This is a genomic window from Achromobacter sp. RTa, assembly GCF_000757485.1.
GTDB lineage: Bacteria > Pseudomonadota > Gammaproteobacteria > Burkholderiales > Burkholderiaceae_B > Achromobacter.
In genome coordinates this window covers 351,044-377,676 of the sequence record NZ_JPYO01000046.1, presented here as the reverse complement: position 1 = coordinate 377,676, position 26,633 = coordinate 351,044, and the positions used below count along the sequence as shown (strand labels likewise).

General features: G+C 66.8%; 26 protein-coding genes. 15 read left to right on the top strand and 11 right to left on the bottom strand.

Annotated elements, in window-relative coordinates; genetic code table 11:
- Positions 1 to 31: 31 nt before the first annotated feature.
- A complete protein-coding gene (ugpB, locus tag JL37_RS28815; RefSeq protein ID WP_043548700.1) occupies positions 32 to 1,345 on the bottom strand; it encodes a sn-glycerol-3-phosphate ABC transporter substrate-binding protein UgpB in 1,314 nt (437 codons plus the stop codon).
- Between the two features lie 194 nt (positions 1,346 to 1,539).
- Between ugpB and proC the strand changes: the two genes are divergently transcribed.
- From proC to JL37_RS28780, 7 genes are all read left to right on the top strand, one after another.
- Entirely contained in the window at positions 1,540 to 2,373 is an 834-nt protein-coding gene (gene proC, locus JL37_RS28810) for a pyrroline-5-carboxylate reductase (RefSeq protein ID WP_043548699.1), read from the top strand.
- On the top strand, positions 2,370 to 2,921 hold the full coding sequence (locus JL37_RS28805; protein ID WP_043548698.1) for a queuosine precursor transporter: 552 nt from the start codon (positions 2,370 to 2,372) through the stop codon (positions 2,919 to 2,921). The genes proC and JL37_RS28805 overlap by 4 nt, the downstream gene beginning before the upstream one ends.
- A 902-nt stretch (positions 2,922 to 3,823) precedes the next feature.
- Positions 3,824 to 4,939, top strand: a complete 1,116-nt coding sequence (locus tag JL37_RS28800; RefSeq protein ID WP_043548696.1) for a high-affinity branched-chain amino acid ABC transporter substrate-binding protein — start codon at positions 3,824 to 3,826, stop codon at positions 4,937 to 4,939.
- Positions 4,940 to 5,130: 191 nt separating this feature from the next.
- On the top strand, positions 5,131 to 6,057 hold the full coding sequence (gene livH, locus JL37_RS28795) for a high-affinity branched-chain amino acid ABC transporter permease LivH (protein WP_043548694.1): 927 nt from the start codon (positions 5,131 to 5,133) through the stop codon (positions 6,055 to 6,057).
- Positions 6,057 to 7,292 carry a high-affinity branched-chain amino acid ABC transporter permease LivM gene (locus JL37_RS28790; RefSeq protein WP_043548693.1) on the top strand — a complete coding sequence of 412 codons (1,236 nt, stop codon included), beginning with the start codon at positions 6,057 to 6,059 and terminating at the stop codon, positions 7,290 to 7,292. The genes livH and JL37_RS28790 overlap by 1 nt, the downstream gene beginning before the upstream one ends.
- Positions 7,289 to 8,056 (top strand): high-affinity branched-chain amino acid ABC transporter ATP-binding protein LivG, encoded by a 768-nt coding sequence (livG, locus tag JL37_RS28785; RefSeq protein ID WP_043548691.1) that lies wholly within the window; start codon positions 7,289 to 7,291, stop codon positions 8,054 to 8,056. Before JL37_RS28790 ends, livG begins: the two co-directional genes overlap by 4 nt.
- Positions 8,056 to 8,757 (top strand): ABC transporter ATP-binding protein, encoded by a 702-nt coding sequence (locus tag JL37_RS28780; RefSeq protein ID WP_043548689.1) that lies wholly within the window; start codon positions 8,056 to 8,058, stop codon positions 8,755 to 8,757. Before livG ends, JL37_RS28780 begins: the two co-directional genes overlap by 1 nt.
- A gap of 64 nt (positions 8,758 to 8,821) precedes the next feature.
- Here the strand turns inward: JL37_RS28780 and JL37_RS28775 are convergent, their stop codons facing one another.
- Genes JL37_RS28775 through JL37_RS28765 form a run of 3 tightly spaced genes read right to left on the bottom strand, consistent with a single transcriptional unit; the run spans position 8,822 to position 12,013 of the window.
- Positions 8,822 to 9,565 carry an aspartate/glutamate racemase family protein gene (locus JL37_RS28775; protein WP_043548688.1) on the bottom strand — a complete coding sequence of 248 codons (744 nt, stop codon included), beginning with the start codon at positions 9,563 to 9,565 and terminating at the stop codon, positions 8,822 to 8,824.
- A 1-nt stretch (position 9,566) separates the two neighbouring features.
- Complete coding sequence (locus JL37_RS28770) at positions 9,567 to 11,033, bottom strand: amidohydrolase family protein (protein WP_043548687.1); 1,467 nt, start codon at positions 11,031 to 11,033, stop codon at positions 9,567 to 9,569.
- A gap of 2 nt (positions 11,034 to 11,035) precedes the next feature.
- Positions 11,036 to 12,013 carry a tripartite tricarboxylate transporter substrate binding protein gene (locus JL37_RS28765; protein WP_043548686.1) on the bottom strand — a complete coding sequence of 326 codons (978 nt, stop codon included), beginning with the start codon at positions 12,011 to 12,013 and terminating at the stop codon, positions 11,036 to 11,038.
- Positions 12,014 to 12,144: 131 nt separating this feature from the next.
- Between JL37_RS28765 and JL37_RS28760 the strand changes: the two genes are divergently transcribed.
- Positions 12,145 to 13,116, top strand: coding sequence for a LysR family transcriptional regulator (locus tag JL37_RS28760; protein ID WP_043548685.1), 972 nt, complete (start codon positions 12,145 to 12,147; stop codon positions 13,114 to 13,116).
- A 29-nt stretch (positions 13,117 to 13,145) separates the two neighbouring features.
- Here JL37_RS28760 and JL37_RS28755 read toward each other — a convergent pair whose 3' ends face one another.
- Positions 13,146 to 13,757 carry a glutathione S-transferase family protein gene (locus tag JL37_RS28755; RefSeq protein ID WP_043548684.1) on the bottom strand — a complete coding sequence of 204 codons (612 nt, stop codon included), beginning with the start codon at positions 13,755 to 13,757 and terminating at the stop codon, positions 13,146 to 13,148.
- Between the two features lie 151 nt (positions 13,758 to 13,908).
- Here JL37_RS28755 and JL37_RS28750 point away from each other — a divergent pair, with 151 nt between their 5' ends.
- Both JL37_RS28750 and JL37_RS28745 read left to right on the top strand, forming a co-directional pair.
- Entirely contained in the window at positions 13,909 to 15,063 is a 1,155-nt protein-coding gene (locus JL37_RS28750; protein WP_043548683.1) for a PQQ-dependent sugar dehydrogenase, read from the top strand.
- A gap of 5 nt (positions 15,064 to 15,068) precedes the next feature.
- Entirely contained in the window at positions 15,069 to 15,707 is a 639-nt protein-coding gene (locus JL37_RS28745; RefSeq protein ID WP_043548682.1) for a glutathione S-transferase family protein, read from the top strand.
- Between the two features lie 7 nt (positions 15,708 to 15,714).
- Here JL37_RS28745 and JL37_RS28740 read toward each other — a convergent pair whose 3' ends face one another.
- Together JL37_RS28740 and JL37_RS28735 are read right to left on the bottom strand one after the other, a co-directional pair.
- A complete protein-coding gene (locus JL37_RS28740) occupies positions 15,715 to 16,629 on the bottom strand; it encodes a DMT family transporter (RefSeq protein ID WP_043548680.1) in 915 nt (304 codons plus the stop codon).
- An 88-nt stretch (positions 16,630 to 16,717) separates the two neighbouring features.
- On the bottom strand, positions 16,718 to 17,095 hold the full coding sequence (locus JL37_RS28735; RefSeq protein WP_043548677.1) for a DUF423 domain-containing protein: 378 nt from the start codon (positions 17,093 to 17,095) through the stop codon (positions 16,718 to 16,720).
- Between the two features lie 194 nt (positions 17,096 to 17,289).
- Between JL37_RS28735 and JL37_RS28730 the strand changes: the two genes are divergently transcribed.
- Entirely contained in the window at positions 17,290 to 17,775 is a 486-nt protein-coding gene (locus tag JL37_RS28730) for an antitoxin Xre/MbcA/ParS toxin-binding domain-containing protein (protein ID WP_043548675.1), read from the top strand.
- Between the two features lie 40 nt (positions 17,776 to 17,815).
- Positions 17,816 to 18,334 carry an RES family NAD+ phosphorylase gene (locus tag JL37_RS28725; RefSeq protein ID WP_043548673.1) on the top strand — a complete coding sequence of 173 codons (519 nt, stop codon included), beginning with the start codon at positions 17,816 to 17,818 and terminating at the stop codon, positions 18,332 to 18,334.
- Between the two features lie 211 nt (positions 18,335 to 18,545).
- Here the strand turns inward: JL37_RS28725 and JL37_RS28720 are convergent, their stop codons facing one another.
- Positions 18,546 to 19,604: an alcohol dehydrogenase gene (locus tag JL37_RS28720; protein ID WP_043548670.1), complete on the bottom strand. Its 1,059-nt coding sequence runs from the start codon at positions 19,602 to 19,604 to the stop codon at positions 18,546 to 18,548.
- A 74-nt stretch (positions 19,605 to 19,678) separates the two neighbouring features.
- On the bottom strand, positions 19,679 to 20,887 hold the full coding sequence (locus tag JL37_RS28715; RefSeq protein WP_043548873.1) for an ABC transporter substrate-binding protein: 1,209 nt from the start codon (positions 20,885 to 20,887) through the stop codon (positions 19,679 to 19,681).
- A gap of 244 nt (positions 20,888 to 21,131) precedes the next feature.
- Between JL37_RS28715 and JL37_RS28710 the strand changes: the two genes are divergently transcribed.
- Positions 21,132 to 21,872, top strand: a complete 741-nt coding sequence (locus tag JL37_RS28710) for an IclR family transcriptional regulator (protein ID WP_043548669.1) — start codon at positions 21,132 to 21,134, stop codon at positions 21,870 to 21,872.
- A gap of 28 nt (positions 21,873 to 21,900) precedes the next feature.
- Here JL37_RS28710 and rocF read toward each other — a convergent pair whose 3' ends face one another.
- Positions 21,901 to 22,839 carry an arginase gene (rocF, locus tag JL37_RS28705; protein WP_043548668.1) on the bottom strand — a complete coding sequence of 313 codons (939 nt, stop codon included), beginning with the start codon at positions 22,837 to 22,839 and terminating at the stop codon, positions 21,901 to 21,903.
- Between the two features lie 27 nt (positions 22,840 to 22,866).
- Positions 22,867 to 24,090, bottom strand: a complete 1,224-nt coding sequence (gene rocD / locus JL37_RS28700) for an ornithine--oxo-acid transaminase (RefSeq protein WP_043548666.1) — start codon at positions 24,088 to 24,090, stop codon at positions 22,867 to 22,869.
- 160 nt (positions 24,091 to 24,250) lie between these two features.
- On the opposite strand from rocD, the gene JL37_RS28695 reads away from it, so the two are divergent.
- Both JL37_RS28695 and JL37_RS28690 read left to right on the top strand, forming a co-directional pair.
- The gene (locus JL37_RS28695; protein ID WP_043548872.1) at positions 24,251 to 25,072 is read left to right on the top strand and encodes a MetQ/NlpA family ABC transporter substrate-binding protein; all 822 of its coding nucleotides are present in this window, start codon (positions 24,251 to 24,253) and stop codon (positions 25,070 to 25,072) included.
- Between the two features lie 151 nt (positions 25,073 to 25,223).
- Positions 25,224 to 26,627: a sensor domain-containing diguanylate cyclase gene (locus tag JL37_RS28690; RefSeq protein WP_231570450.1), complete on the top strand. Its 1,404-nt coding sequence runs from the start codon at positions 25,224 to 25,226 to the stop codon at positions 26,625 to 26,627.
- Positions 26,628 to 26,633: the final 6 nt, after the last annotated feature.

Here is a 26,633-nt window from a genome sequence, read left to right as displayed (position 1 = left end):
ACAAGGACTCTTCAGCGTTATGGGAAGGGCGTTACTTTACACTTTTCTCGAATTTTTCCAGCAGCTCGTTGCCGCGCTTGACGATGTTCTCGGCGCCGTCCTTCGCGGCGACCTTGCCGGACACGATGCGTTCGATTTCAGCGTCTTCGATTTCGCGGATCTGCGGCAGGAAGCCCAGGCGCAAGCCGCGGGATTGCGCGGTGGTCTCGACGTTCAATTGCTTGACGCCGACTTCGGTGCCCGGGTTCTTGTCGTAGAAGCCGTCCTTCTTGGTCAGCTCGTAGGCGGCCTTGGTGACGGGCACGTAGCCGGTCTGCTGATGCCAGCGGGCGGCGATTTCCGGGCTGGCCAGGAACTTGAAGAACGCGGTCACGCCCTTGTAGGTTTCCGGCTTCTTGTTGGCGAAGACCCACAGCGAGGCGCCGCCGATGATGGTGTTCTGCGGGGCGCCCTTGACGTCGGCATAGTAGGGCAGGGTCGAGGTGCCGAATTCGAACTTGGCGTTCTTGGCGATGTTGGCGCGCAGGCCGGACGAGCCGGTGATCATCGCGCACTTGCCGCTGATGAACAGCGAGTTCGGCTCGTCGCCGCGCCCGCCGTACATGAAGATGCCGTCCTTGGCCAGCTTGGCCAGGTTGTCCAGGTGGCGCACGTGCAGCGGGGTGTTGATGGCGATGCGCGCGTCCAGGCCGCCGAAACCGTTGTCCTTGGTGGCGTACGGCACGTTATGCCAGGCCGAGAACGTTTCCAGCTGGACCCACGACGGCCACGACGTGGTGTAGCCGCATTCCTGGCCGGCGGCCTTCAGCTTCTGGCCGGCGGCGGCCAGCTCTTCCCAGGTCTTGGGAGGATTGTCGGCGTCCAGGCCGGCCTTCTTGAAGGCGTCCTTGTTGTAGTAGAACACCACGGTCGAGCTGTTGAACGGCATCGACACCAGCTTGCCGTCGGCCGAGGAGTAGTAGCCGGCCACGGCGCCGATGAATTCCTTCGGATCGATGGGATTGCCGACTTCTTCGGACATCTGCTGCACCGGCTTGATGGCGCCCTTGGCGTACATCATGGTGGCCGTGCCCACTTCGAAGACCTGCAGGATGTCGGGCGCGTTGCCGGCGCGGAACGCGGCGATGCCGGCGTTCATGGATTCACCGTAGTTGCCCTTGTAAACTGCCTTGACCTGATAGTCGGGGTTTTTCTTGTTGAACTCGTCGACCAGGCCGTTCACGCGGTCGCCCAGGGCGCCTTCCATCGAATGCCAGAACTGGATCTCGGTGGCGGCATGCGCGGAGGCGCCTGCGAAAGCCGCCATGATGGCGGCAAAAGTTAAGGCAATACGGTGGGATCGCATAGTGAGGTTCCTCCAGGTTGGGCGTGTTGCAGCCGGGGTGTCCGGGCGCGGAAAACACGACACCTTATGAATTGTTTGTGACAAAACCGTGACTTTCACATCAGTCTAAACGCCTGTCAAATTGCGCGTTTCAGGCGCGAACGAACATTTTTCCTTTTTCTCCCTACGGGGACTACCGTTTACAATCGCTGGCTATGAAAAACGAACTTTCGATTGCGTTCATTGGTGGCGGCAATATGGCGGCCGCCCTGGCATCGGGCCTGGCGGGCAAAGTATGCGCCGCCGGCAACATTCATGTCATTGACATTAACCAGGATGCGCACGCCGCCTGGCAGGCCCGCGGCATGACCACCGCCACGGCCCCGGATGAGGCCCTGGCGCGGTGCCGGGTATGGGTTTTCGCTGTGAAGCCACAGAACATGAAAGACGTTGTGGCTTCCACGCGTCAGTGGTTGCGGGAAGACACATTGGTGGTAAGCGTGGCGGCGGGTATCCGGGCCGATACGCTGGCCTCGTGGCTGGGCACGCCCGAGGCGCCTTTCAACCGCCTGGTGCGCTGCATGCCCAACACGCCGGCCCTCGTGGGCGCGGGCATGACGGGCCTGGCGGCGCTGGACGGTGTGGGCGAGGCCGACCGCGAGCTTGCCGCCAAGCTGCTCTCCAGCGTGGGCAGCGTGGTCTGGGTGGACGGGGACGCCGCGCTGGACGGCGTTACGGCCCTGTCGGGCAGCGGCCCCGCTTACGTCTTTCTGTTCCTCGAGGCGCTGGTCGCCGGCGGCCGGAAGGTCGGCCTGACGGCCGAGCAGGCCAAGCAATTGGCCTTGGGCACGCTGGCCGGCGCCACGCGGCTGGCGGCCGAGTCCTCCGAGCCGCTTTCCACCTTGCGTGAACGGGTCACGTCCAAGGGCGGCACGACCGCCGCCGCGCTGGACTCGTTCGGCGCGGCAGGCTTTGCCGGCATCGTGGAGGAGGCCATGGCCGCCGCCGCGCGGCGTTCGCGCGAGCTGGCGGAGGAGTTCGGCAAATGATGGCGGCAAGACGCTATCAGCCCATGAGCCGCGCGCAGTTCGGCATCGCCGTGCTGTGCATGCTCCTGGTGGTGGTGGGTTCCAATATCCTGGTCCAGGTGCCGCTGAACGATTGGCTGACCTGGGGCGGCTTGTCGTATCCGGTCGCTTTCCTGGTAACGGATCTGCTGAATCGCCGTTTCGGGCCGGCCGCCGCCCGCCGCGTGGCGTGGTTCGGCTTCGCTGCGGCCCTGGCGGTATCGGTGTGGGTGGCTTCGCCCCGCATCGCATTGGCCTCCGGCCTGGCCTATATCTGCGCGCAGCTGGTGGATATCCAGGTGTTCGACCGCCTGCGCGACCAGCGCTGGTGGCGCGCGCCGCTGGTGTCCGGCACGCTGGGCGCGGTGCTCGACACGGCTGTGTTCTTCAGCGTGGCCTTCGCCGCCACGGGCGCGCCCTGGGTGACCTGGATGATGGGCGACCTGGCGATCAAGCTGGCCGTCAACGTAAGCATGCTGGCGCCGTTCCGCGCGCTGATGTGGAACCTGGCCAAGCCGGCCAGCGTTTGAGCAGAGGGCGAGGGACTGGCGCCCGGATGGGATGGGCCAGTGTCTGGCATTTGTATGGGATGGTTTAGTGTCTGACACCGATATGGGATGGCCTAGTGTCTGACGCCCGTATGGGATGGTCCAGTGTCTGACACCCGTACGAGACGCCCGAGGAATGGCGAGGGCGTATCCGGGTGTCAGACACACACCGGCTTCAGCGCCTGACACCAACGAGCTTTTGTGTCTGACACCCGGGAGGCAGCGCTTCAGCATGGAGCGGCGTCTCGTAGGGGGGTCAGACACTTACCAGGGCCTGTGTCTGACACCCGGGCGGCAGCGCTTCAGCGTGGAGCGGCGTCTCGTAGGGGTGTCAGACACCTACCAGTGCCTGTGTCTGACACCCGGGAGGCAGCGCTTCCGCATGGGGCGGCATCTCGTACGGGTGTCAGACACTTACCAGTGCCTGTGTCTGACACCCGGGAGGCAGCGCTTCCGCATGGAGCGGCGTCTCGTAGGGGTGTCAGACACTGACAGGTGCCGGACACTCGCAGTTCGCGCGATTAATCATTATCCGTAAGTCCCGCGTAAGCACTGTATTTAAATGCGTATTTAAACAGTGTATTAACCGCCGCATATATAAAACTCCAAGCACAAGTCCTTGCGGCGCGCCAGTGTGGATTTAAGGTTTACTTGCGAATTCTCCAGTGATTTCACGGGCTTGCGGGCGCAATCCGTCACGATTAAAGGCGGTCTTCAAAATATTGGGGATTACACGCAGTGACAGTATGGCGCCTTGCTTCCAGAATACCGCCCACACCGTATTTTTGCCCAAGAAGCCGGCGACGGGCGATACGGATTACGGGGCACCCACCCGATAAGCCGCGTCGAACAGAGCCGCTCAAAACCTCGCTGGAGAACTCCGCATGAAGTTTCTGCATCGTCTTACCCCGGTAGCCGTCGCGCTTGGGGCGCTTGCCCTGGCCGGCGCCGTGCACGCAGCCGACACGATCAAAATCGGCATTCCCCAGCCCATGACGGGTCCCAATACGCAGTACGGCGACCAGATCCAGGCCGGCGCGCTGACCGCCATCGAAACCATCAACGCGAAGGGCGGCGTCAAGGGCAAGAAGCTCGAGCCCATCCTCATCGACGACGGTTGCGAACCCAAGCAGGCCGTGCCCGCCGCCAACCGCGTGGTCAACTCCGGCGCCAAGTTCGCCGTGGCCCATGCCTGCTCCGGCGTCACCGTGGCCGCTGTCAAGGTCTACGAGGAAGAGGGCATCGTCGGCATCACTCCGGGCGCCACGTCGCCGCTGGTCACCGACACGATCAAGCCGCACTTCTTCTTCCGCACCATCGGCCGCGACGATCAGCAGGGCCCGTACGCCGCCAACTACATCGCCAAGACGCTGAAGCCCAAGAAGGTCGCCGTGCTGCATGACAAGCAGACCTACGGTTCGGGCGTGGCCACCCAGGTCAAGGACACGCTGACCAAGGACGGCGTGAACGTCGCGATGTTCGAAGGCATCAACGTCGGCGACAGCGACTACTCGGCCATCATCACCAAGCTGAAGTCGGCCGGCGTGGATCTGGTCTATTTCGGCGGCTACCACCCCGAGCTCGGCCTGCTGCTGCGCCAATCGCGCGAGCAGGGCCTGAAGGTCCAGTTCATGGGTCCGGAAGGCACCGCCAACCAGGACCTGGTGGCGATCGCCGGCCCGGCCATCGAAGGGCTGCTGGTCACGCTGCCCGCCGATTTCACCAAGCTGCCCGGCAACGAAGGCATCGTGAAGGCCTTCAAGGACGCCAAGCGCGATCCGGACGGCGCCTTCCAGATGCCGGCGTACGCCGCCGTGCAGATCCTGGCGGACAGCATCAACGCGGTGGGCGAGGACCCCGCCAAGGTGGCCGACTACATGCACAAGACGAAGTTCTCCACCGGCATCGGCCCGGTCGAGTACGACGCCAAGGGCGATCTGAAGAACTTCGAATTCGCGGTCTACAAGTGGGATAAGAACGGCAAGAAGACCCAGCTGTAAACTCGCGATCCCGCCGGCGGCTCGCCGGCGTGTAGGGCCTGTCGTCCTCGTTCTGCCGTAATCCGCGTAGCGATGCGCCAAAAGCGCTGTGCGGCCGGCAGGAGCCGGTGACAGGCCCTTATAAAATACGCCCAGGTTTCCGGCTCCGGGTCTCTCTACCGGAGCCGGAACTATTTGGAGCAAGAGAAATAATGTCCGACCTCATACCCCAACTTACCCAGCAATTCTTCAACGGATTGTCTCTGGGCGCGATCTACGCGTTGATCGCCATTGGCTACACAATGGTCTACGGCATCATCGGTATGATCAACTTCGCCCACGGCGAAATCTATATGATCGGCGCCTATGTCGGCCTGGTCACCCTGACCGCCATCGGCACCAATAGCGGGCTGCCGATCCCGTTCGTCATCGCGGCGATGCTGGTCGTGGCCATCGTGGTCACCGGCATCTACGGTTTTTCCGTCGAGCGCGTCGCCTACCGCCCGGTCCGGGGCAGTCCGCGCCTGGTGGCGCTGATCTCGGCCATCGGGATGTCGATCTTCCTGCAGAACTGGGTGGCCCTGGGCCAGGGCGCGCGCGACATGGCCGTGCCTTCGCTGGTATCGGGCGCCTGGCAGTTCCATATGGGATCCGATTTCGAAGTGACCGTGCCGTATTCGCGCATCATGATCATCGTGGTCACGGTGGCGCTGATGATCGCGCTTACGCTCTTCATCAAGTATTCCCGCATGGGCCGCGCCTCGCGCGCCTGCTCGCAGGACATGCACATGGCGAACCTGCTGGGCATCGATACCAACCGCGTGATCTCGTTCACGTTCGTGATGGGCGCGATCCTGGCGGCGGTGGGGGGCGTGCTGATCGCCATCACCATCGGCAAGCTCAATCCCTTCATCGGCTTCCTGGCCGGCATCAAGGCGTTCACGGCGGCGGTGCTTGGCGGCATCGGCAGCATCCCGGGCGCCATGCTCGGCGGCGTGCTGCTGGGCCTGGCCGAAACCTTCGCGGCCGCCTACATCTCCTCGCAGTACAAGGACATCGTGGCGTTCTCGCTGCTGATCCTGATCCTGCTGTTCCGTCCCACCGGGCTGTTGGGCAAACCTGAGGTGGAAAAAGTCTGATGTCGAACAACAACCTGAAAAACGCCACGATGGCGGCCGTGCTGACGGCGGTCATTGTTACCCCGGTATTCGGCCTGCAACTGATCCGCCAGGGCGCGCGCACCAGCATGGAGGCGAACTGGTCGCTGGTGGCCATCGCCGCCGCGATCGTGTTCGCCTTCCAGTTGCTGCGGCCCTGGATCGCCAAGCCGTTCCAGAAGCTGAAGACGGGCCTGCCCACCTTGCCGGCCGCGCCGGTCAAGACCCACAAGCCGCTGGCGCTGCTGCTCCTGGCGGTGGCGGTGATCTGGCCATTCTTCGCCGGCCGCAGTTCGGTGGACATCGCCACGCTGGTGCTGATCTACGTGATGCTCGGCCTGGGCCTGAACATCGTCGTCGGCTTCGCCGGCCTGCTGGACCTGGGCTTCGTCGGCTTCTATGCCGTGGGCGCCTATACCTACGCCTTGCTGTACCACTGGGGCGGCTGGAGCTTCTGGGAAGCGCTGCCGTTCTCGGGCGCGATGGCGGCGCTGTTCGGATTCATCCTGGGCTTTCCGGTGTTGCGGCTGCGCGGCGATTACCTGGCCATCGTGACGCTGGGCTTCGGCGAGATGATCCGCCTGCTGCTGATCAACCTGAACACGCTGACGGGCGGCCCCGACGGCATCTCCGGCATTCCGAAGCCGACGGTGTTCGGCATGGAAATGACGCGCCGCGCCAGCGAGGAAGGAGGCACGACGTTCCATGAATTCATGGGATGGACGTTCCAGAACCAGCACATGGTGATCTATCTGTACCTGATGGCATTGCTGCTCGCGCTGGTCACGCTGTTCGTGTCGACGCGCCTGATCCGCATGCCGGTCGGCCGCGCCTGGGAAGCCCTGCGCGAAGACGAGATCGCGTGCCGCTCGCTGGGGCTGAACCCCACGCGCATCAAGCTGTCCGCGTTCACGCTGGGCGCCATGTTCGCCGGCTTTGGCGGCGCGTTCTTCGCGGCGCGCCAGGGCATGGTGAACCCCGAGTCCTTCACGTTCATCGAGTCCGCGCTCATCCTGGCCATCGTGGTGCTCGGCGGCATGGGCTCGCAAGTGGGCGTGATCCTCGCGGCCGTGCTGCTGACGGTGTTGCCGGAAGTGGCCCGCGAGTTCGCCGAGTACCGGATGCTGATGTTCGGTCTGGTGATGGTGTTGATGATGATGTGGCGTCCGCAGGGGTTGTTGCCCATGAAGCGTCCCCACGTGGAGCTGGCCAAATGAGCGAGGCATTGCTGAAAGTTTCCGGGCTCACCATGCGGTTCGGCGGCCTGCTGGCCGTGGACAGCGTGGCGTTCGAAGTCAAATCCGACGAGGTTTTCGCCATCATCGGCCCCAACGGGGCGGGCAAGACCACGGTGTTCAACTGCGTGGGCGGCTTCTATTCGCCGACGGCGGGCGAGATCACCATGGACGGCCAGGCCATCACCGGCCTGCCCAGCCACAAGGTGGCGCGCCATGGCCTGGTCCGCACGTTCCAGAACGTGCGGCTGTTCAAGCAGCTGACCGTGCTGGAGAACCTGCTGGTGGCCCAGCACACCCAGGTGGAATCGCGGCTGCTGCCGGGCCTGCTCAAGCTGAAGTCCTATCGCCAGTCCGAAGCCGACGCGCTGTCGCGCGCGGCCCAGTGGCTGGATTTCATGGGGCTGCGGGAGTTCGCCAACCGCGAGGCGGGCAACCTGGCCTACGGCCACCAGCGCCGGCTGGAGATCGCCCGCTGCATGATCACCAAGCCGCGCCTGCTGATGCTGGACGAGCCGGCAGCGGGCCTGAATCCCCAGGAGAAGCGCGACCTGCAGTCGCTGATCGACCAGCTGCGGCGCGAGTTCGGCGTGGCGGTCCTGCTGATCGAACACGACATGAGCCTGATCATGGGCATTTCCGACCGCATCCTCGTCATGGAGCACGGCAAGCCCATCACTACCGGCACCCCCGAGCAGGTGCGCAACGACGAGCGCGTCATCAAGGCGTACCTCGGGGAGGAATGATGCTTAAGCTGGAAAACATACATACCTACTACGGCGCCATCCAGGCGCTGAACGGGGTGTCGGTGGACGTCAACAAGGGCGAGATCGTCACGCTGATCGGGGCCAATGGCGCCGGCAAGACGACCTTGCTGATGACGGCTTGCGGCAACCCCCGCGCAAGAGAGGGCAGGATCACGTTCGAGGGCGAGGACATCACCCACAAGGACACGCACCACATCATGCGTAGCGGCATCGCCATTTCGCCCGAAGGGCGGCGGGTCTTCAAGGACCTGACGGTGGCCGAGAACCTGATGATGGGCGGCTTCTTCTCGAAGCGCGAAGAGATCGAGGCGGGCATCGACCACGTCTACGGCCTGTTCCCGCGCCTGAAGGAGCGGGCCAGCCAGCGGGCCGGGCTGATGTCGGGCGGCGAGCAGCAGATGCTTGCGATCGGCCGCGCGCTGATGACGCGTCCGCGCCTGCTGCTGCTGGACGAGCCCACGCTGGGCCTGGCCCCGCTGGTGATCGCGCAGATCTTCGACATCATCCGCGAGATCCGGGAGCAGGGCGTGACGGTGTTCCTGGTGGAACAGAACGCGAACAAGGCCTTGGGCGTGGCCGACCGCGGCTACGTGCTGGAGAACGGCCGCGTCGTGCTGCAGGACACGGGCGCCAACTTGCTGGTCAACGACCAGGTGCGCAAGGCGTACCTGGGCGGTTGACCGCTATCCCCGCGAAGGGATATTGGGGCGCATCGCAAGATGCGCTTTTTTTTTCGCCAGCCCATCAGGCGGCGATCAATTCCCGCGGCTCGTCGGCCTGGTAATGCGCGATTGCGGCGCGGGCCAGCGCATCGATGGAGTCCGTCAGCGTGACGCCCAGGCTAGGGCGCAGCGCGTGCGGCACGGCCAGCGGCAGTTCCGTGCAGCCCAGCACCACCGCGTCGGCCCCGCGGGCGCGCAGGCGGGCGATGCATTCGGCGGCCGGGGCGAAAGCCTCTTCCAGCTGGTTGCCCTTGACGGCGCGGATGGAGCCCATGCAGTAGCGCTCGACCTCATCGTCGTCCGGCACGATGCATTCGTAGCCATGGGCTTCCAGGTGCCGCTGGTACAGGCCCAGCTTGAGGGTGGCGGCGGTGCCCATCAGGCCGATGCGGCCCTTGGGCAGGCCCAGGCGGCGCAGGTCTTCGATGACTGCCTGGATGATGTGCAGCACAGGCAGGTTCGTGGACGCGGCGATCTCGTCGTACCAGAGATGGGCCGTGTTGCACGGGATGGCGATGAGTTGCGCGCCGGCCCGCTCGAGGAAGCGCACGCCCTCGACCATGTGGGGCAGGGGATTCTCGCCGCCCGCCATGTAGGCGCTGGAACGGTCGGGAATGCGGGGGTCGTTGCGCAGCAGGGTGGGGATGTGCTGCTGGTCGACATCGGCGGGCGTCAGCGCCGCCAGGCGTAGGGCGAAGGCCGCGCCGGCCATGGGGCCCATTCCGCCCAGTACACCCAGGTAACAACCCTGGGAATAGGTATTCACGTTATTCACTCCGAGGTAATGCGGCACCCGGCGCCAGAACCTGGCCCGGGCGTTCGGCGCCTGTCCGTTCCCCGTCCCATACGCGCTTGCCATTGACCCATACCGACTGGATGCCCTGGCTTGCCTGAATGGGAGCTGAAAAAGTGGCCACATCGCTTACCGTGGCGGGATCGAACAGCACCAAGTCAGCATGATACCCCTCGCGCAGCCGGCCGCGCTCGGCGATGCCGTATTGGTCCGCGGCCAGGCCGGTCATTTTGTGGATGGCGGACTCCAGCGACAGCAGCTGCTGTTCGCGCACCATCGCGCGCAGCACGTTGGTGAAGGTGCCCCATTGGCGGGGATGCGGATGCGGATCGAAGGGCAGGCCGTCGGAGCCCACCATCGTCAGCGGATGCGTGAAGATGCGGTTGACGTCCTCCGGATCCATCAGGAAATAGATCGCGCCGGCCGGCGCCAGGCGAGCGATGGCGGCCTCGTCGTCCAGCCCCAGTTCGGCCATGACTTCGCTGAAATCGCGGCCGGTGGCCTCCGGATGCCCCTTGGACCAGGTGATCATCGTGCGGCTGGCCAGCCGCGCCCGGTCCAGCCGCAGCATCGTCGAGGTGGCCGGATAGGGATGGCAGTCCAGGCAGACGGGCTGCGAGGCGGCGGCGCGGCTGATGAGGTCCAGCGTTTCGCGGCTGCGGCCGTGATTACGCTCTCCCGCCAGCTTGTGGTGCGAGAACACGACGCGGCAGCCCAGTTCGCGGCCGATGAGCAGCGCTTCCTCCATCGCCGGGACGATATGGTCCGCCTCGTCGCGCAAATGGGTGGCGTAGATGCCGGGGCGGCCGCGCAGCGGCGCGCAGACGTCGATGATTTCGGACGTGGGCGCGGCGCTGGCCGGCGGATAGAACGTTCCGGTCGAGACGCCGAAGGCGCCGGCGTCCAGCGCCTGCGCCAGCAGTTCGCGCATGGCGGCGCGTTCGCGCTCGTCGGCGGCGCGCGAGGTGTCCTGCATGACGGCCACGCGCAGCGTGGTGTGGCCCACCAGGGGCACCACGTTGACCGCCGCCGGCGTCTGGCGCAGGGCGTCCATCCAGGCGCGGAACGTGCCGTAGCGGAACAGCGCGGCCGGGCCCAGCAGGTCCAGCGGCTGCGGAATCTCCGTGCGCGCCAGCGGCGCGAGGCTGATCCCGCAATTGCCCGTGACGACCGTGGTGATGCCCTGCGACACCTTGGGCAGCATGTCGGGATGCGCCAGCAGGTAGCCGTCGTCGTGGGTGTGGGAGTCGATGAAGCCGGGCGCCAGGACCAGGCCCCGGGCGTCGATCACCGGCACGCCGGCGGGATGGGCGAAGCCGCCCACGGCCACGATACGCTCGCCCAGCACCGCCAGGTCTCCCCGGCGGGCGGGGCCGCCCGAGCCGTCGATGAGCGTGGCGCCGGCCACGATGAAGTCAGCCTGCAAGCGGGACATGGTCATGTTCAGTCGAGCTTCTCGATGCCGGCGGATTCGATGATCTGGCGCCACTTGGCGGTTTCGCGGTCGATCAGATGCTTGAACTCGGCGGGCGATCCGCCGGCCGGCTCGGCGCCCAGCGTGGCCAGTCCGGTGCGCACGTCGGGGGCCTGCAGCGCCTTCTGGATCGCGGCGTTCAACGTGGCGACCACGTCGTCGGGGGTGCCCTTGGGCGCGACCACGCCGCCCCACGAGACCGTTTCGTAGCCTTTCACGCCGGCCTCGTCGAGCGTCGGCACGTCCGGCATCATGGGCAGGCGCTTCAGGCTGCTGACGCCGATGGCGCGCACCTTGCCGCTGGCGACCAGCGGCGCCGCCTCAGAGGTGTTCACGAACAGGTAGTCCAGGCGCCCGCCCAGCAGATCCTGGATGGCGGCAGGGCCGCCGTTGTACGGAATGAACATCACGTCGACCTTGGCCATGCTCTTGAAGAGTTCGCCGCCCATGTGGCCGGTGGTGCCCACGCCGGAGGCGCCGTAAGACAGGCGGCCGGGCTCCTTGCGGGCGCGGTCGATCAGGTCCTGCACGCTCTTGATCGGCGAGTCGGCCGGCACGATCAGCGCGTTGTACAGGTCGAACAGATGGGCGACGGGCGTCAGGTCCTGGTCCACGTCGTAGGGCAGGCGCTTGAACAGCGAGCGGTTCACCGCCAGCGTGTTGATGTTGCCGTAGCCCACCGTATAGCCGTCCGCCGCGGCGCGCTTCACCAGCGCGATTCCGATGTTGCCGGCCGCGCCGGGACGGTTCTCGATCACCAGGGTGGCGCCGGTGTCGCGCGCGAGCTGGGTCGTGATCAGGCGCGACAGCACGTCGGGCGAGCCGCCGGCCGCGGACGGGACCACGAAGGTGATGGGCTTGTCGGGATAGGCGCCGGCGGCGGCGGTGGCCGACAGCGCGGCGCCAAGCGCCAGCGCAGAAAGGCCGCGGAAGATACGGTTGCGCATGATGGATTCCCCTGATTCTGTTGTGGTAGAGGCCGGCAGGTTACACCCGAGGCCGGGGCGGGCCGTCATCGAAAAATGTCGAAAACCTATAATCGGCAGTTATCGATTCGGTGCGACTGGGACGGGGAAAAGTGGATATGTACGCCTATGCGGACGAGGTGGGACCGACTGCCGGACGGCCGCTGAACCTGAGGCAGATCGAAGTGTTCCGGGCCATCATGATGTCGGGTTCGATCAGCGGCGCGGGGCGGATGCTGCATGTGTCGCAGCCCGCCGTCAGCCGGGTGCTCGCGTTGACCGAGAGCCGCCTGGGCTATCGGTTGTTCGAGCGAGTGAAAAGCCGTTTGTCGCCCACCGCCGAGGCGCGGCGGCTGTATGCCGAGGTGGAGCAGGTGTATGGCGGCATCCAGCGGGTGAACGACCTGGCCGCCAGCCTGGCGCAATCGGGCGCCGGCATGCTGAAGATCGTCGCCAGCGCCAGCTTCGGCCAGCGGCTGATCCCGATGGCGCTGGACCGCTTCCGCAACCGCAATGCCGACGCGCGCGTGGATTACCGCAGCGTGACCTTCGACGAGTTGGCCGCCTATTTCCTGTCGGGGCAGGCGGACATCGGAATTTCGATGCAACCGCCGGATCATCCCAACCTGACCTCGGTGCGGCTGGCGCAGGTGCCGGTGATCTGCGCGCTGCCCGCGGCGCATCCGCTGGCGGGCAGGGAAGTAGTGCGTCCGGAGGATTTTTCGACGGCGGCCTGGATAGGCTATCCCGGCGATACGCCGCTGGCGCGGGCGCTCAAGCCGTTCTTCGGAGAGCGCGGCGCCTGTCCGGCGGCGGTGGAGGTGCATTCTCCGGTGACCGCCTGCTCGTTCGTGCAGCAGGGGCTGGGACCGGCGCTGGTGGACGCCTGGTGCGTCACGCCCGATCAGGCCGCCCGTATGGTGCTGCGGCCGATACTGCCGGCGGCGTACGTGGATATCTGGGCTACCCACTCGAACCTGAGCGCGCCGCCTTTGCTGGCCAGGCGCTTCCTGGCGGCCGTCAAGAAGACGCTGGAGGATGGGGCGCCGCCCGATCTGGCGGAAATTCCGGCTGGCGTCGGCTGATCCGGACCGCGGGGCGCCCGGCTTGCCGCTTACAGGCCTTCCGCCGCCAGCGCGGTCTGCACGCCCTTGTCGGCTTCCATGCGCTTGAAGAAGGCCGCCAGGTTGTCTTGCCCCGACAGATCCACTTCCTTGGCGCGGGCCCAGCGCAGCACCACGTACAGATAGGCATCGGCAATGGAGGGCGCCTCGCCGGTGAGGTAGGGCTTGCCGGCCAGTTGCGCGTCCAGTTGCGAGAAGAGCCTGGTCAGCAGCCTGGAGGCGGAGCCGGCCAATTCCTTCTGGGCGCCTTCCTCCGACACGAAGCGCGGCGCGCCGAAGATCATCGAGAAGGTCTTGTGGACGTCGGAATTGATGAAGCCGAGCCAGCGGCGCACCTCGGCGCGCGCGCGGGCAGTGCCGTCGCCCATCAGCCCGGACTGCGGGGCCTGTTCGGCCAGGTGTTCCAGGATGGCGGCGTTCTGCGTGATCGTCCAGTCGCCGTCCGACAGCGCCGGCACCGCGCCCAGCGGATTGACCTTCAGGAACTCGGGGCCTTTCAGTTCGTCGCGGCTGAGCTTGTGCGTTTCGTAGGGCTTGCCGATCCATTCGAGGACGATGTGCGAGGCCAGCGAGCACGCGCCGGGCATGTAGTACAGTTTCATGTGATGGAGTCTCCTGGGAGGAAGGACGGGAGCCCCGTCCTTGGCCGATATGGTACGCCACCCGCGCGTCCGCCCGCGGGGCTTCCGGCGTGCCGGGCCATGCGCTGCGCCCGCCACGACGCATTCAAACCAGTTGCCGCCGGAGATGACCATGCCGCCAAGCCCCGCCGCGAGCACGCGCGCTTTCTTCCTGTTCCTGAGCCTGTCGGCGGCATTGGCCGCGCCGACGCGCGCGGCCTCGGAGCCTCCCTCGGTAGCGGCCCGCGTCACGTCGGTAGCTGGCGGGCTGGACCATCCCTGGTCGATGGCCTTCCTGCCTGGCGGCGGCATGCTGATCACGGAGCGTTCCGGCAGCCTGCGGCTGCTGCGCGCGGCGGGCGGCCTGTCCAAGCCTCTGAGCGGTCTGCCCAAGGTGGCGGCGCAGGGGCAGGGCGGCCTGCTCGACGTCGTGCTCTCTCCCGATTTCGCCAACGACCGCTATGTCTACCTGTCGTATGCCGAGGCCGACGGCTCCAAGAGCGGCACCGCCGTGGGGCGCGGGCGCCTGTCGGACGACGGCACGGCGCTGGAGGGCTTCCGCGTGCTGTTCCGCCAGGAGCCAAAGCTCTCGTCCGGCCTGCACTACGGGTCGCGGCTGGTGTTCGACCGCAAGGGCTATCTGTACATCTCGCTGGGCGAGAACAACCAGCGCCCCACCGCGCAGGACCTGGACAAGCTGCAGGGCAAGGTAGTGCGGCTGAAGGCCGATGGCTCGGTGCCGCCGGACAATCCCTTCGTGGGCCAGGCCGGCGCACGGCCGGAAATCTGGTCATACGGGCATCGCAATCCCCAGGGCATGGCGCTGAATCCCTGGTCGGGCGATCTCTGGGAAAACGAGCACGGTCCGCGCGGCGGCGACGAAATCAATCTCGTCCGGCCGGGCAAGAACTACGGCTGGCCGCTGGTGACCCACGGCATCAACTACTCGGGCCTGCCCATACCCGAAGCCAAGGGCGATACGCTGCCCGGCATGGAGGCTCCGCTGTTCTGGTGGCCGAAGTCGCCCGCGATCAGCGGGATGGCGTTCTACGACGCCGACCGCTTCCCCGCGTGGCGCAATTCCGTATTCATCGGCGCGCTGGCCAACCAGAACCTGATTCGCCTGACCCTGGACGGCGACCGTGTGGTGGCGCAGGAGCGCCTGCTGGTGGACCGCAAGAGCCGCATACGCGATGTGCGGCAGGGGCCGGACGGCTACGTGTACGTGTTGACCGACGCCTCGCCCGGCGAACTGCTGCGGGTGGCGCCAGCGGATTCCGGAGAGTGAATGCCATGAAACCATATGAGCTGATCGGGTCGGCGGGCTGCGGGTCCGCCATCGTCGAAATGGCGCTGGTGCTGGCCAACGTGCCGCACACGCTGACGGACATTCCCTACCTGAAGCCCGGTCCGGAACGCGACCGGCTGCTGCAGCTGAATCCGCTGGGCCAGGTGCCGACCCTGGTGATGCCGGACGGCGAGGTCATGACCGAGAGCGCGGCCATCATCCTGCACCTGAACGACGTGGCGCCGCAGGCCGGGCTGGCGCCGCCGGCCGACAAGCCGGAGCGGACGCGTTTCCTGAACCTGCTGATCCGGCTGGTGGGCGCCATCTATCCCACGTTCACGTACGGCGACGATCCGCCGCAATGGACGATGGCGGGCGCGCCCGCCGACTTGCTGCGCGAGCGCGTGCACATGCGGCGGGCCGAGCTTTGGCAGGAGCTGGAGCGCCAGGCCGGCGCGCCGCACATGCTCGGCAGGCGGTTTTCGGCGCTGGATCTGTACATCACCGTGATGACGCGCTGGCGCCCGGGGCACGCGTGGTTCGAGTCGGTCTGCCCGGCCTTGACCGCGGTGGCGCGGGAGGCCGCGCAGGAGCCGAACGTGGCGCGCGTGCTGCGTCGGCATTTTCCGGCGCCCACGGAGTAGCCGCGCGTCAGTTCGCGGCGGGCCGGCGGGGCCTGGCCTTGGCGCGCGCTTCGCGCACGGCGATGTACACGCCGCTGCCGGCGATGAACAGGGCGCCCAGATAGGCGTAGGCGTCGGGCGCCTCGCGCCAGAATATCCAGCCCAGGATGGTGGCCCAGATCAGGCCCGTGTAATCGAAGGGAGCGACCACCGAGGCGGGGCCGATGCGGAAGCCTTGCGTGATGAGCGCCAAGCCCAGTGTGCTGAAGAGCGCCACGGCGCCGAAGTAGGGCAGATCTTCCATGGCGGGCGTGCGCCATACCCAGGGCAACCCGGCCGCGCTGCACACCAGCTGGCCCAGCACGATGTAGAAGGTGGTCGTCAACATGCCTTCGCCCCGGCTGATGCCGCGGGCAGTGATCATCATGACCGCATAAAGCAGGGCGGTGGTCAGGGGCAGCAAGGTGGCCGCCTGGAAGGCGGCGGTGCCGGGGCGCACCACGATCAGCACGCCGGCGAAGCCCGCCAGCACCGCCAGCCAGCGCTTGCCGTCCACGCGCTCTTTCAGGATGAATACCGACAGCGCGGTCACGAACAGCGGGGCCGCGAACGCGATGGCCGTGGCCTCGGCCAGCGGCAGCGCGCGCAGTCCCAGGTAGAAGCAACAGGCGGACACCACGTTGATGGCGCCGCGCGTCAGGTGCAGGCCGGGGTGCGCCGTCCGCAGCACGCGGCGTCCGCCCAGCCACAATGCCAGCGTCATGACGAATGGCAGCGCGATGAGCGCGCGCAAGAACAGGATTTGCAGCGGGTTGTAGGCGGAGCCCAGCCATTTGGCGTTGGCGTCGCTCAGCGTCAGGAAGAAAATGCCGCCCACCACGCAGGCGATGCCTGCGGCGGCGGATTGGTTCTGGGTGGCGGGCAATGCGGTCGAGGTGGACATCTACAGCCTGGAAAAGCGGCGGTTCCTGCCGCCGTGTGGAGGGATGGGAAAAACGCGGCCGGTCTGGGGCTGGCCAGCCCCGGGCGGGCTAGCCTTGGGCGCGATAGGCGGCCAGCGCCACCATGGCCCACGAAGCCAGGAAGGCGGCTCCGCCGAAGGGCGTAACGGCGCCCAGCCAGTGCGTGCCCGTCAGGGACAGCACATACAGGCTGCCGGAGAACAGCACGATGCCCACGAACATCACCACGCCGGCCGCCGACAGCAGGGGCGAGCCGTAACGGGCTCCCAGCAGCGCGATGGCGAACAGGCCCAGCCCGTGAATCAGGTGATACAGGACGCCAGTTTGCCAGACGGCCAGGAGCTCGGGCGTGATCATGCGCTTGAGCCCGTGGGCGCCGAAGGCTCCCGCGCCGACCGCCACCATGAGGTTCAACGCCGCGAGTATCGTGAGCTGCCGGTCCGTCATTGCCTGTCCTTGTCGTAGAGTCTGATGAATCGTGTTACAGCTGCCTATGATATGCCCAAATCCGGTGCATGCCCGCTGGCGGGCGGCAGCCGCCTGTTCGGCTGCGGCCTTGCCTTGGAATTTCCAAATGGGATATTATGAATTCAATTTGGTAATGACCGTGGCCTGGGGCCGCGGCCTTCCAGGAGAATGCCATGACCATCGCCATCGCTGAAAAGTCCCCCGCCAAGCGCGGGGCTGTCGCCAAGCGGCCGCCCCGCCATTCGGCTGCGCGGCCCAAGCAGCTGTTCCGCGGGCTCGTGGACAGCCCCCTGATCCAGATGGCGCGCGACGTAAGCCGCGGCTTGCCCGCGCAGATGGTCGACGACGCCGCCGACTACCTTCAGGTTCCCAAGTCGGAGATCATGGCGATCACCGAGGTCAAGGCGGCGTCTCTGTCGCGCTGGACCCGCGAAGGCCACATGCTGCCCCTGGGCGAGTCCGACCGCCTCGCCCGCGTGGCGCGGGTGGTCCGGGTGGCCCGGCAGGTGCTGGGCAGCGAGGAAGAGGCGGTGCAGTGGCTGAATACGCCGGTGCCCGCGCTGGGCAACGTCAAGCCGCTGTCGCTGCTGACGTCGGACGCCAGCAGCCGCATCGTCGAAGACACGCTGGCCCGCGCTGCGGCCGGCGTCTACGCATGAGCCCGCAAAAGACCGGGGCACGCAGCATGAAGGCAGCCCTGTGACCGCCAACGTTTCGCTATGGCGTATCGGCACCACGGCCGGCAAGTACCGGGCGGATGACCTGAGCGGGGCGGGCGCGGCTGCGGTGGGCGGCCGCTACAACAGTCCGGGCACGGCCCTGGTCTATGCGTCGTCGTGCGTGTCCCTGGCGGTGCTGGAAACGGTGGTGCATTTCGCGGCGCGGGCCTCTGAGCAGGCCAACCGCTACCTGATCGAGCTGTCGGTGCCGCGCGCGGTCTACGACGGCAGGCAGATCCTGACCCTGGATCAGCTGCAGGACGACTACCCGTTCTGGGACGCGGTCCCGTTCGCCGAGGCGGCGCAGGGCGTGGGCGATACCTGGGTCGCCTCGGGAGTTTCGGCGCTGCTGCAGGTGCCCAGCGCGATCGTGGCCTGTGCCGGCGTGCCGGACTTCAACCTGCTCGTCAATCCCGCGCATCCCGACGCCGCCCTTATTGAAGTCGTGCGGCGGGAGCGCTTCATCTACGATCCGAGACTACATACTCCGGGTGTCTGACAGCGTAACGGTGATCCCGGGTGTCTGACACCGAGACTCATACTCCGCGTGTCTGACACCATGCGCGATGCCCTGTGCGCTGCAACGGTGATCCCGGGTGTCTGACACCGGCCATCTTGAGGCTGTTCCAAAGTCAGCCGGTGTCTGACACCCGGGGAGAGAGGCTTGGATTCCCATGCCATCTCGTACGGGTGTCAGACACGCGGAAGGGTTAGGTTGTCAGCACCGCGCGGCCCACGACCTTGCCCGCCCGCAGCGACGCCAGCACGCTGTCGGCTTCATCCAGCGCGTAGCGGTGCACCGGGATGGGAGGCACCTTGCCGGTGCGCACCAGTTCCATCAGTTCCTGCAATTCGGCCAGGTTGCCCACGTAGCTGCCGATGATGGACAGGGCCTTCATGGGAATCAGGGCGATCGGCCAGGACGAGGCGCCGCCGAAGAGGCCCACGATGATGAGCTTGCCGCCCTTGGTCAGGAAATCGAAGGCGAGCGAGGTGGTGGCGGGCGCGCCCACCAAGTCGATCGCGGCCTGCGCGGGCTTGCCGCCGGCGGCCTTGATGATTTGCTGGGCGGCGTCGGGGGCGGCCCCGTCGATCGCGGCCAGCGCCCCGGCTTCCAGCGCCGCCTGGCGCTTGGCCGGGTCGATGTCGACCACGATGGCGCCAGCGCCGCCCAGCGCCTTGATCAGCGTCAGGCACATCAGGCCCAGGCCGCCCGCGCCGAAGATCACGACCGGATGTTCGCGGTAGATGTCCGCGCCGATCTTCTTCAGCGCGGAATAGGTGGTGAGGCCCGAGCAGGCGTACGGCGCGATCTGCGCCGGTTCCAGCTCGCCGATGTCGATCAGGTAGCGCGGATGCGGCACCAGGATGTGGTCGGCATAGCCGCCGGCGCGGTGCACGCCCAGGCAGGCGGGGGCGGAGCAATGGTTCTCCATGCCCGAAAGGCAGGACGGGCAGTTGCCGCAGCCGATCCAGGGATACACCAGGTAGTTGCGGTCCGGCGCCAGCCCTTGCGCTTCGGGGCCGGCCGACACGATCGAGCCGACCGTTTCGTGGCCCATGGTCAGCGGCAGCGAGACGCCCCGGTCCTTCAGGGACAGGGTGCGGCCCTGGCCCAGGTCGTAGCCGCCTTCCCACAAGTGGATATCGCTGTGGCAAACGCCAGCCGCGCGGACCTTGAGCAGCACCTGCGACCCTTGCGGCGTGGGCGTGGGCTGATTCATTTCCTGCAGGGGCTCGCGGAAGTTCACGACGCAATAGCACTTCATGGGTTGTCTCCTTTGGGTGTGTCGTTGCTGCCGGGCCGCCGCTCCGCGTTAAGGGGCGCGTCGCCGGCAGGGCATTACTTCTTTACGCTCGGGCACTCGCTGTCCGCCAGGGACACGAAGACCTTTTCACCCGGCACCGTGGACAGGACGCGGTAGAAGTCGCCGGAATACTTGGATTCGGCGGGTTTCTTCACTTCCACCAGATACAGGTCCATGATGACGCGGCCGTCTTCGGGGCGTACCCGCGCATTCTTGATCAATTTCGTGGTGATGGGCAACTCGCGCATCTTCTGGTTGACGGCGGCGCCGTCGAACGAGCCCACCGCCTGCGCGGCCTGCAGGTAATGCGTGGTGGCGACGTAGCTGAGCGCCTGCACGATCGAGGGCGCGCGGGTCACGCCCATCTTCTTCTGCCAGCGCTGAGTCCAGGCGCGGGTGTCTTCGTCGGCATCCCAATAGAAGCCGGTGGGGAACGTCAGGCCCTGGGCGACGGGCAGGCCCATCGCCTGGACGTCATTGATGAAGGTGAGGAAGGTCAGCATGCGCTGCTTGCCGCCTGTAAGGCCGAATTCCTGCGCCTGCTTGATGAGATTGACCAGGTCGCCGCCGGCGCTGGCCAGGCCCACGACGTTGGCCTTGGACGATTGCGCCTGCACCAGGAACGAGGCGAAGTCCAGCGCGCCCAGGGGGTGGCGCGTGCTGCCCAGCACGGTGCCGCCTGAATTCTGCACGAAGCGCGTGGCATTGCTCTCCAGCGACTTGCCGAAGACGTAATCGGTGGTGATGAAGTACCAGGATTTGCCGCCGCTTTCGACCACGCTCTTGACCACGGCATTGGACAGCGCGTAGGTGTCGGGCGCCCATTGGGTGCTCAGGTTGCTGCATTGCTTGCCGCTGAAGTCGCCGGCGAAACCGCCGCTGATGAGGGCGGTGCCGCCTTTCTCGCGGGCGACGCCTTGGGCGGCCAGGCCGGCGGAACTGGCGCCGCCGTCCACCACGGCCACGAGATCCTGGGTGTCGAACCAGCGGCGCACCAGGGCCGAGGCCACGTCTGCCTTGTTCTGGTTGTCGGCGCCGATGACTTCCACGGTCTTGCCGGCGACTTTGCCGCCGAAATCCTCGACGGCCATGCGGACGGCCATTTCCGAACCCAGCCCGCCGAGGTCCGAATAGATCCCCGAGCGGTCGTTGGATACGCCAAGGCGCACCACGTCGGATTGGGCATGGGCCGCGGAGGCGGCCAGCGCGGCGGCCAGCGCCGCCAACAGGGGTTTGATACGCATCTGCTTGTCTCCCAGCCCGTTTGGGGCCGAATTATCGATGTTCGTCTGGACGCGGTGTATCTGGCCTGCCCGCCGGTTCTCCATCCGGCTGAAATTTCTTTCTAGTTGGTGAATAAAAATTCCTGTGCAAGAATTTATGTTTCCATACAGGGAAAGTCAACATAGTGGAATACCCAGGGCATGTTGGCGCGGGAAGGCGCGGGCCGATTGCGGGGCCGCGGGAACCAGGAGGCAGGTGGCCGTCATGGAAGTGAAGCTCGTCGCACGCACGCTGGAACTGATCGAACTGTTTGCCCAAGTGCGGCGCCCATTGCCGCTAACCGAACTGGCGCAGGGGCTGGGGGCGCCGATGTCCAGCTGCCTGGCGCTGGTGCGCACGCTGGTGGCGCGCGGCTACCTGTACGAAGTGCGCCGCCGTGGCGGCTACTACCCAACCGCCAAGCTGCATGCGCTTAGCGCGCAGATCCTGACGGGCGATCCCTGGCTGGAGCAGGTCCGCCCGCAACTCGTCGCCTTGCGCGACGCGGCCGACGAGACGGTCATGCTGGCCAAGATCCAGGATGGCGACGTGCTGTATGTGGACGTGGTGGAGGCCACGCAGCCCGTGCACTACACGGCAAGGCCGGGAACCCGCCGGCCCTTGCATACCAGCTCCGTGGCCAAGGCCATCCTGGCGCGCCTGCCGCCGGCCGAGCGCGAGGCCGTGCTGGCCTCGGCGGAATACACGCGCTACACGGAACGCACGCTGGTTACGCGCCAGGCTCTGCTGGCCGAGGTCGAGCGCGCCGCGGAAAGAGGCTGGGCCGAGAATGTGGGGGAAAGCGTGGCGGACCTGACCGGGCTGGCCGTGGCGCTGGACCTGGGCGGGGAGTGGTACGCGCTTTGCATGGCCGGCCCGACGCCGCGCATGAGCGGACGGCGCGAGGAACGCTTGCGCCAGCTGAGCGCCGCGGCGGAAGGGATCCGGCAGGGGCGGGACGGCTAGCCGGGCGCGGCCATGCCGGCGGCCTGGCTCAGGCTCCGCGCCGCATCAGGGTGGATTTGCCGAACAGGCTTTCGATGAGGTCCACGGCCAGTTCCGCAGTCTTGTTGCGCACGTCGAAGGCGGGGTTCAGCTCGACGACGTCGAGCGACCGCATGAGGCCCGTATCGGCGATCATCTCCATGCAGAGCTGGGCTTCGCGGTAGGTAGGGCCGCCGGGCACCGTGGTGCCGACGCCGGGCGCGATTTCGGGATCGAGGAAGTCCACGTCGAAGCTCACGTGCAGGTGCGTGTCGGCGTCCAGGCCCGACAGCGCCGCCTCCATGGTGGCGCGCATGCCCATCTCGTCGAGGTAGCGCATGTCGAAGACTTCAAGGCCCGCTTCGTGGACCAGGCGCTTCTCGCCCTGGTCCACGCTGCGGATGCCGATCTGCCGCACCCAGCCCGGCTCGATGTCCGGGGTCTGGCCGGACAGGCCGGTGATCTGTTCCGGCCCATAGCCGCACAGGCAGGCGACGGGCATGCCATGGATGTTGCCGGTGGGGGTCAGGGCATGGGTGTTGAAGTCCGCGTGGGCGTCCAGCCACAGCACCCGCAGCTTCTTGCCGGCCTCGCGGCAGTGGCGGGCCACGGCGCTGATGGAGCCGATGCCCAGGCAGTGGTCGCCGCCCAGCAGGATCGGCAGGTGGCCCAGGCGGAGCTCTTCATAGACGGCGTTGTGCACCACCCGATTCCAGGCCGCGACCTCTTCCAGATGGCGGTAGCCGTCCACGGGCGGCAGCCAGGGATTGGCGGGACCGTACAGGTTGCCGCGGTCGGTAACCTGGAAGCCCTGGGCTTCGATGACGGGCCCCAGGTCGGCGACGCGCAAGGCTTCGGGGCCCATGGACGCGCCGCGGGCGCCCGCGCCGATGTCGGTGGGCGCGCCGATGAGGGTGATGAGCTTGGGCTGGGGGGATGCGTTCTGCAAGTTGCGGGCTCCGGGCTAGGTGCGTCGTCAAGGGGCGGATAGTACCGCGGCGAGCTGGTCGCAGGCCCAATCGATCTGCTCGCGCGTCACGATCAGGGGCGGGGACAGGCGCAAGGTGTGGCCGTGGGTATCCTTGACCAGCATGCCGCGCGCCTGCAGGCGTTCGCACCACAGGCGGGCGCCGCCCGCGCCGGGCTCCAGTTCCACGGCCAGCATCAGGCCGCGGCCGCGCACTTCACGCACGGGGCCGGGCAGCGCCCGCAGGCGTTCGAGGAAGTACGCGCCCATGGCCGCGGCGTTTTCTATCATGCCTTCCTCGGTCAGCACGCGCAGCGCGGCGCGCGCGATGGCGCAGGCTAGCGGATTGCCGCCGAAGGTGCTGCCGTGCTGGCCGGGCTGGAAGACTCCGAGCACGTCGGCGTTGGACAGCACCGCCGACACGGGATAGAACCCGCCGGAGAGCGCCTTGCCGATCAGGGTGACGTCGGCTTCGATGCCTTCGTGCTCCTCGGCCAACAGCTTGCCGGTGCGTCCCAGGCCGGTCTGGATCTCGTCCAGGATCAAGGTGATGCCCAGTTCGGTGCAGCGCCGCCGCACACGGGCGAAGTATCCGGCGGGCGGCAGCACGACGCCGGCCTCGCCCTGGATGGGCTCGACCAGGAAGGCGACGGTGTTGGGCGTGATGGCGGCGTCGAAGGCTTCGTAGTCGCCGAAAGGGACCACCTTGAATCCAGGCGCGAAGGGGCCGTAATGGCCATAGGCGTCCGGGTCGGTCGAGAAGCCGACGATGCCCAGGGTGCGCCCATGGAAGTTGTTGGCGCAGACGATGATTTCCGCCTCGCCTTCAGGCACGCCGCGCACTTCGTAACCCCATTTGCGCACCGCCTTGATGGCGGTTTCCACGGCTTCCGCGCCGCTGTTCATGGGCAGGATCTTGTGCGCGCCCGTCAGGCGGGCCAGGTCTTCGTAGAACGGCGCCATCTGGTCGTGGCGGAAGGCGCGCGAGGTCAGCGTGAGCTTCTGCGCCTGTTCCGTCATGGCGGCCAGGATGGCGGGGTGGCAGTGCCCCTGGTTGACGGCCGAATAGGCGGACAGGCAGTCCAGGTACTTGCGGCCATCGACGTCGTAGAGCCAGACGCCGCTGCCGCGGGCGATCACCACGTCCAGCGGATGGTAATTGTGCGCGCCCAGCTGGTCTTCGACCTGGTCGCGATGGCTGGCGGCGGACGGGGATGTCAATACGGCGCTCATGAGCGTCTCCCGAGGACGTATTGATGCCATCTTAGCGCCGCTTGCCGGGCGGCGGGATTGCCATTGCGTGACAAAGGCCTTTGCCGGCGCCGGCGATGGGCTGCTGCACAATAGCGGCTATGCCGGGCGACGCCCCGTTTTCCCTACCTGGATGGTCTTCATGCACATGCGACGTTTGTTTTCGATACTGACCCGCGGCGCGGCCGTTGCGGCGCTGGCCCTGGCCTGCGGAACGAGCGCGGTGGCGCAGGACAAGCCCTTGCGGATCGGCGTGATCGCCAGCGTGGCGAACGCAGCCACGGAACTGGCGATCGCCCAGGCCAGGAAGGAAGGGCTGGAGGTGCAATTGGTGGAGTTCAACGATTGGGTGCTGCCGAACATCGCGGTGGCGGACGGATCCGTGGATGCGAACTTCTTCCAGCACGAACCTTTCCTGCAGTTGTTCAACCAGCGCCGCGGCGCCGACCTGGTGCCGATCGCCTACGGCTATTCCACCACGATCGGCCTGTTCTCGAAGAAGCTCAAGAAGGGCGATACCGTGCCCGACGGCGCGACGATCGCGGTGCCCAACGATCCGGTGAACACCGGCCGGGCCCTGTTGCTGCTGGAATCCATCGGGCTCATCAAGCTGAAACCCGGCGTGGCCCACCGGGCGACGCTGGAGGACGTGGTGTCGAATCCGAAAAAGCTGAAGTTCGTGCAGATCGAGGGTTCGCAGTCGGCGCGCACGTTCGACGACGTGACCGCGTCCGTGACCTACACGACATTCGCCAAGCAGGCCGGCATCGACGAGAAAGACGGCCTGGCGTTCGACAACGCGGATCCGGTCAACGTGCGCCGCTACGCGATCCGGTGGGTGGCCACGCCGAAGGGCGCCCAGGATCCACGCCTGCTGAAGTTCATCGCGATTTACCAGCAATCGCCCGAGGTCAAGGCCAAGCTGCGCGCCCTTTACGGCGACCTGATCGATTTCCCCTGGTAGGGCGTCGCGGCCGCCGGCGGGCGGGCGTTGACGATTCTTGGCAGTCGCCAGCGGATATGGACCGTATACTGGCGCCGACTCCCGGCCGGGCATTCCGGCGTTGCCGGCCCCGCCTGGCCCGTCGGCCTGGCGCCCCTATACCGATTGCAGCATGCGAAGATCATCGTCCACCTGCGCGGCCAGCGTTCCGGCGCAGGTCCCGGAAGACGCCCGCATCCTCGGCGCCGCCAGCGGCATCCTGGGGGCGGAGACCGATGCTCGGTTCTTCGAGAGACTGGTCTGCCGCGCGGTCGAGGACATGGGGGTGGACTATGCCTGGGTGCGGCTGGAAGCCCTGGGCGGCGGCGTGGAATTCACCGCCAGCAAGAGTTGCCGCGCCGGCTTGCCCGCGGATGCGGGCGGCGCCGCCGCCGAGCTGGAGACCCGGCTGGCGCTGGCGGCTTCGTTCGAATGCCTGGACGGCATCCCTGCGAGCCACCCCTGGTTCGGGCAGGCGGACGCGCGCGCCTGCGTCGCGCATAGGATCTTCGACATGGATGGGGCGGCTTGCGGCCACATCGCCTTCCTCTTCAAGCGCTGCCTGGCCGACGCGTCTGCCTATGCCGGCGCCCAGGCCATGTTGGCCGCGTTTGCCCGGCATGCCGTGCTTGGGGCGGCGGCGCGCGAGCGCGAGCTTGCGCGCCTGCGCGACGTGGTGGCGCAGCATGAGGCCCTGTTCCAGAAGGCGCCGGTGCTGATCAACGCGTTCGGGGCCGACGGCCAGTGCATTCTCTGGAACGAAGCCTGTGAAGAGCGCTTTGGCTGGTCGGAGGCCGAACTCAAGGCATACCGGAACCCGCTGGAACTGTTCTATCCCGATCCGCAGGTCAGGCAGCAGGTCATCGACAGCGTCGGGCTGCAGCCCAACCGCGCATTCCGCGAATGGAATCCGCGCACGCGCGGCGGAGAGATGCTGGCGGTCCTGTGGTCGAACGTCCGCCTGCCCGACGGCAAGGTGGTCAATATCGGGATGGACATGACGGACAACCGGCGCACCGAAGCGGCGCTGGCGCGCCTGGCGCGGATCGACAGCCTGACCGGCTGCTGGAACCGCGCCGAGATCCTCAGGCGCGTGGAGGACAGGCTGGCCGCGGCCAGAGGCGGAGAAGGTGGCCCGAATACGGCGCTGATGCTGGACCTGGACTACTTCAAGCAGGTCAACGACCGCTACGGCCATCTGGGAGGCGACACCGCCTTGCGGCATTTTTGCAGCCAGCTGCGCGCCTGCCTGCGCGAAGGCGACTCGATCGGCCGCCTCGGGGGCGAAGAGTTCCTGGTGCTGCTCGCCGATTCGGACGTGGACGTGGCGCATGCGATCTGCGACCGCCTGCGTGCAAGCCTGCGGCAGCACCCGGTGGATATCGACGGAGAAGCGGTGGCACTGTCGGTGAGCGGCGGCATCGCGCGTTTTGCCGACGGGGATTCAAACGCGTCGGAGGTGCTGCGCCGCGCCGATTTCGCGCTCTACCAGGCCAAGCGGGCCGGACGCGACTGCGCGGTCGAATACCGCGTCTGAGCGCGG

Excerpts from the sequence above, each read along its gene's own strand:
- JL37_RS28805 (WP_043548698.1), top strand. The coding sequence starts at position 2,370 with ATGATGGCGGCAAGACGCTATCAGCCCATGAGCCGCGCGCAGTTCGGC.
- JL37_RS28770 (WP_043548687.1), bottom strand. The coding sequence starts at position 11,033 with ATGACCATGTCCCGCTTGCAGGCTGACTTCATCGTGGCCGGCGCCACG.
- JL37_RS28750 (WP_043548683.1), top strand. The coding sequence starts at position 13,909 with ATGCCGCCAAGCCCCGCCGCGAGCACGCGCGCTTTCTTCCTGTTCCTG.
- JL37_RS28800 (WP_043548696.1), top strand. The coding sequence starts at position 3,824 with ATGAAGTTTCTGCATCGTCTTACCCCGGTAGCCGTCGCGCTTGGGGCG.
- proC (WP_043548699.1), top strand. The coding sequence starts at position 1,540 with ATGAAAAACGAACTTTCGATTGCGTTCATTGGTGGCGGCAATATGGCG.
- JL37_RS28730 (WP_043548675.1), top strand. The coding sequence starts at position 17,290 with ATGACCATCGCCATCGCTGAAAAGTCCCCCGCCAAGCGCGGGGCTGTC.
- JL37_RS28710 (WP_043548669.1), top strand. The coding sequence starts at position 21,132 with ATGGAAGTGAAGCTCGTCGCACGCACGCTGGAACTGATCGAACTGTTT.
- JL37_RS28780 (WP_043548689.1), top strand. The coding sequence starts at position 8,056 with ATGCTTAAGCTGGAAAACATACATACCTACTACGGCGCCATCCAGGCG.
- JL37_RS28735 (WP_043548677.1), bottom strand. The coding sequence starts at position 17,095 with ATGACGGACCGGCAGCTCACGATACTCGCGGCGTTGAACCTCATGGTG.
- rocD (WP_043548666.1), bottom strand. The coding sequence starts at position 24,090 with ATGAGCGCCGTATTGACATCCCCGTCCGCCGCCAGCCATCGCGACCAG.
- JL37_RS28695 (WP_043548872.1), top strand. The coding sequence starts at position 24,251 with ATGCACATGCGACGTTTGTTTTCGATACTGACCCGCGGCGCGGCCGTT.
- ugpB (WP_043548700.1), bottom strand. The coding sequence starts at position 1,345 with ATGCGATCCCACCGTATTGCCTTAACTTTTGCCGCCATCATGGCGGCT.
- JL37_RS28765 (WP_043548686.1), bottom strand. The coding sequence starts at position 12,013 with ATGCGCAACCGTATCTTCCGCGGCCTTTCTGCGCTGGCGCTTGGCGCC.
- JL37_RS28755 (WP_043548684.1), bottom strand. The coding sequence starts at position 13,757 with ATGAAACTGTACTACATGCCCGGCGCGTGCTCGCTGGCCTCGCACATC.
- JL37_RS28715 (WP_043548873.1), bottom strand. The coding sequence starts at position 20,887 with ATGCGTATCAAACCCCTGTTGGCGGCGCTGGCCGCCGCGCTGGCCGCC.
- livG (WP_043548691.1), top strand. The coding sequence starts at position 7,289 with ATGAGCGAGGCATTGCTGAAAGTTTCCGGGCTCACCATGCGGTTCGGC.
- JL37_RS28720 (WP_043548670.1), bottom strand. The coding sequence starts at position 19,604 with ATGAAGTGCTATTGCGTCGTGAACTTCCGCGAGCCCCTGCAGGAAATG.
- livH (WP_043548694.1), top strand. The coding sequence starts at position 5,131 with ATGTCCGACCTCATACCCCAACTTACCCAGCAATTCTTCAACGGATTG.
- JL37_RS28790 (WP_043548693.1), top strand. The coding sequence starts at position 6,057 with ATGTCGAACAACAACCTGAAAAACGCCACGATGGCGGCCGTGCTGACG.
- JL37_RS28740 (WP_043548680.1), bottom strand. The coding sequence starts at position 16,629 with ATGTCCACCTCGACCGCATTGCCCGCCACCCAGAACCAATCCGCCGCC.
- JL37_RS28745 (WP_043548682.1), top strand. The coding sequence starts at position 15,069 with ATGAAACCATATGAGCTGATCGGGTCGGCGGGCTGCGGGTCCGCCATC.
- JL37_RS28690 (WP_231570450.1), top strand. The coding sequence starts at position 25,224 with ATGCGAAGATCATCGTCCACCTGCGCGGCCAGCGTTCCGGCGCAGGTC.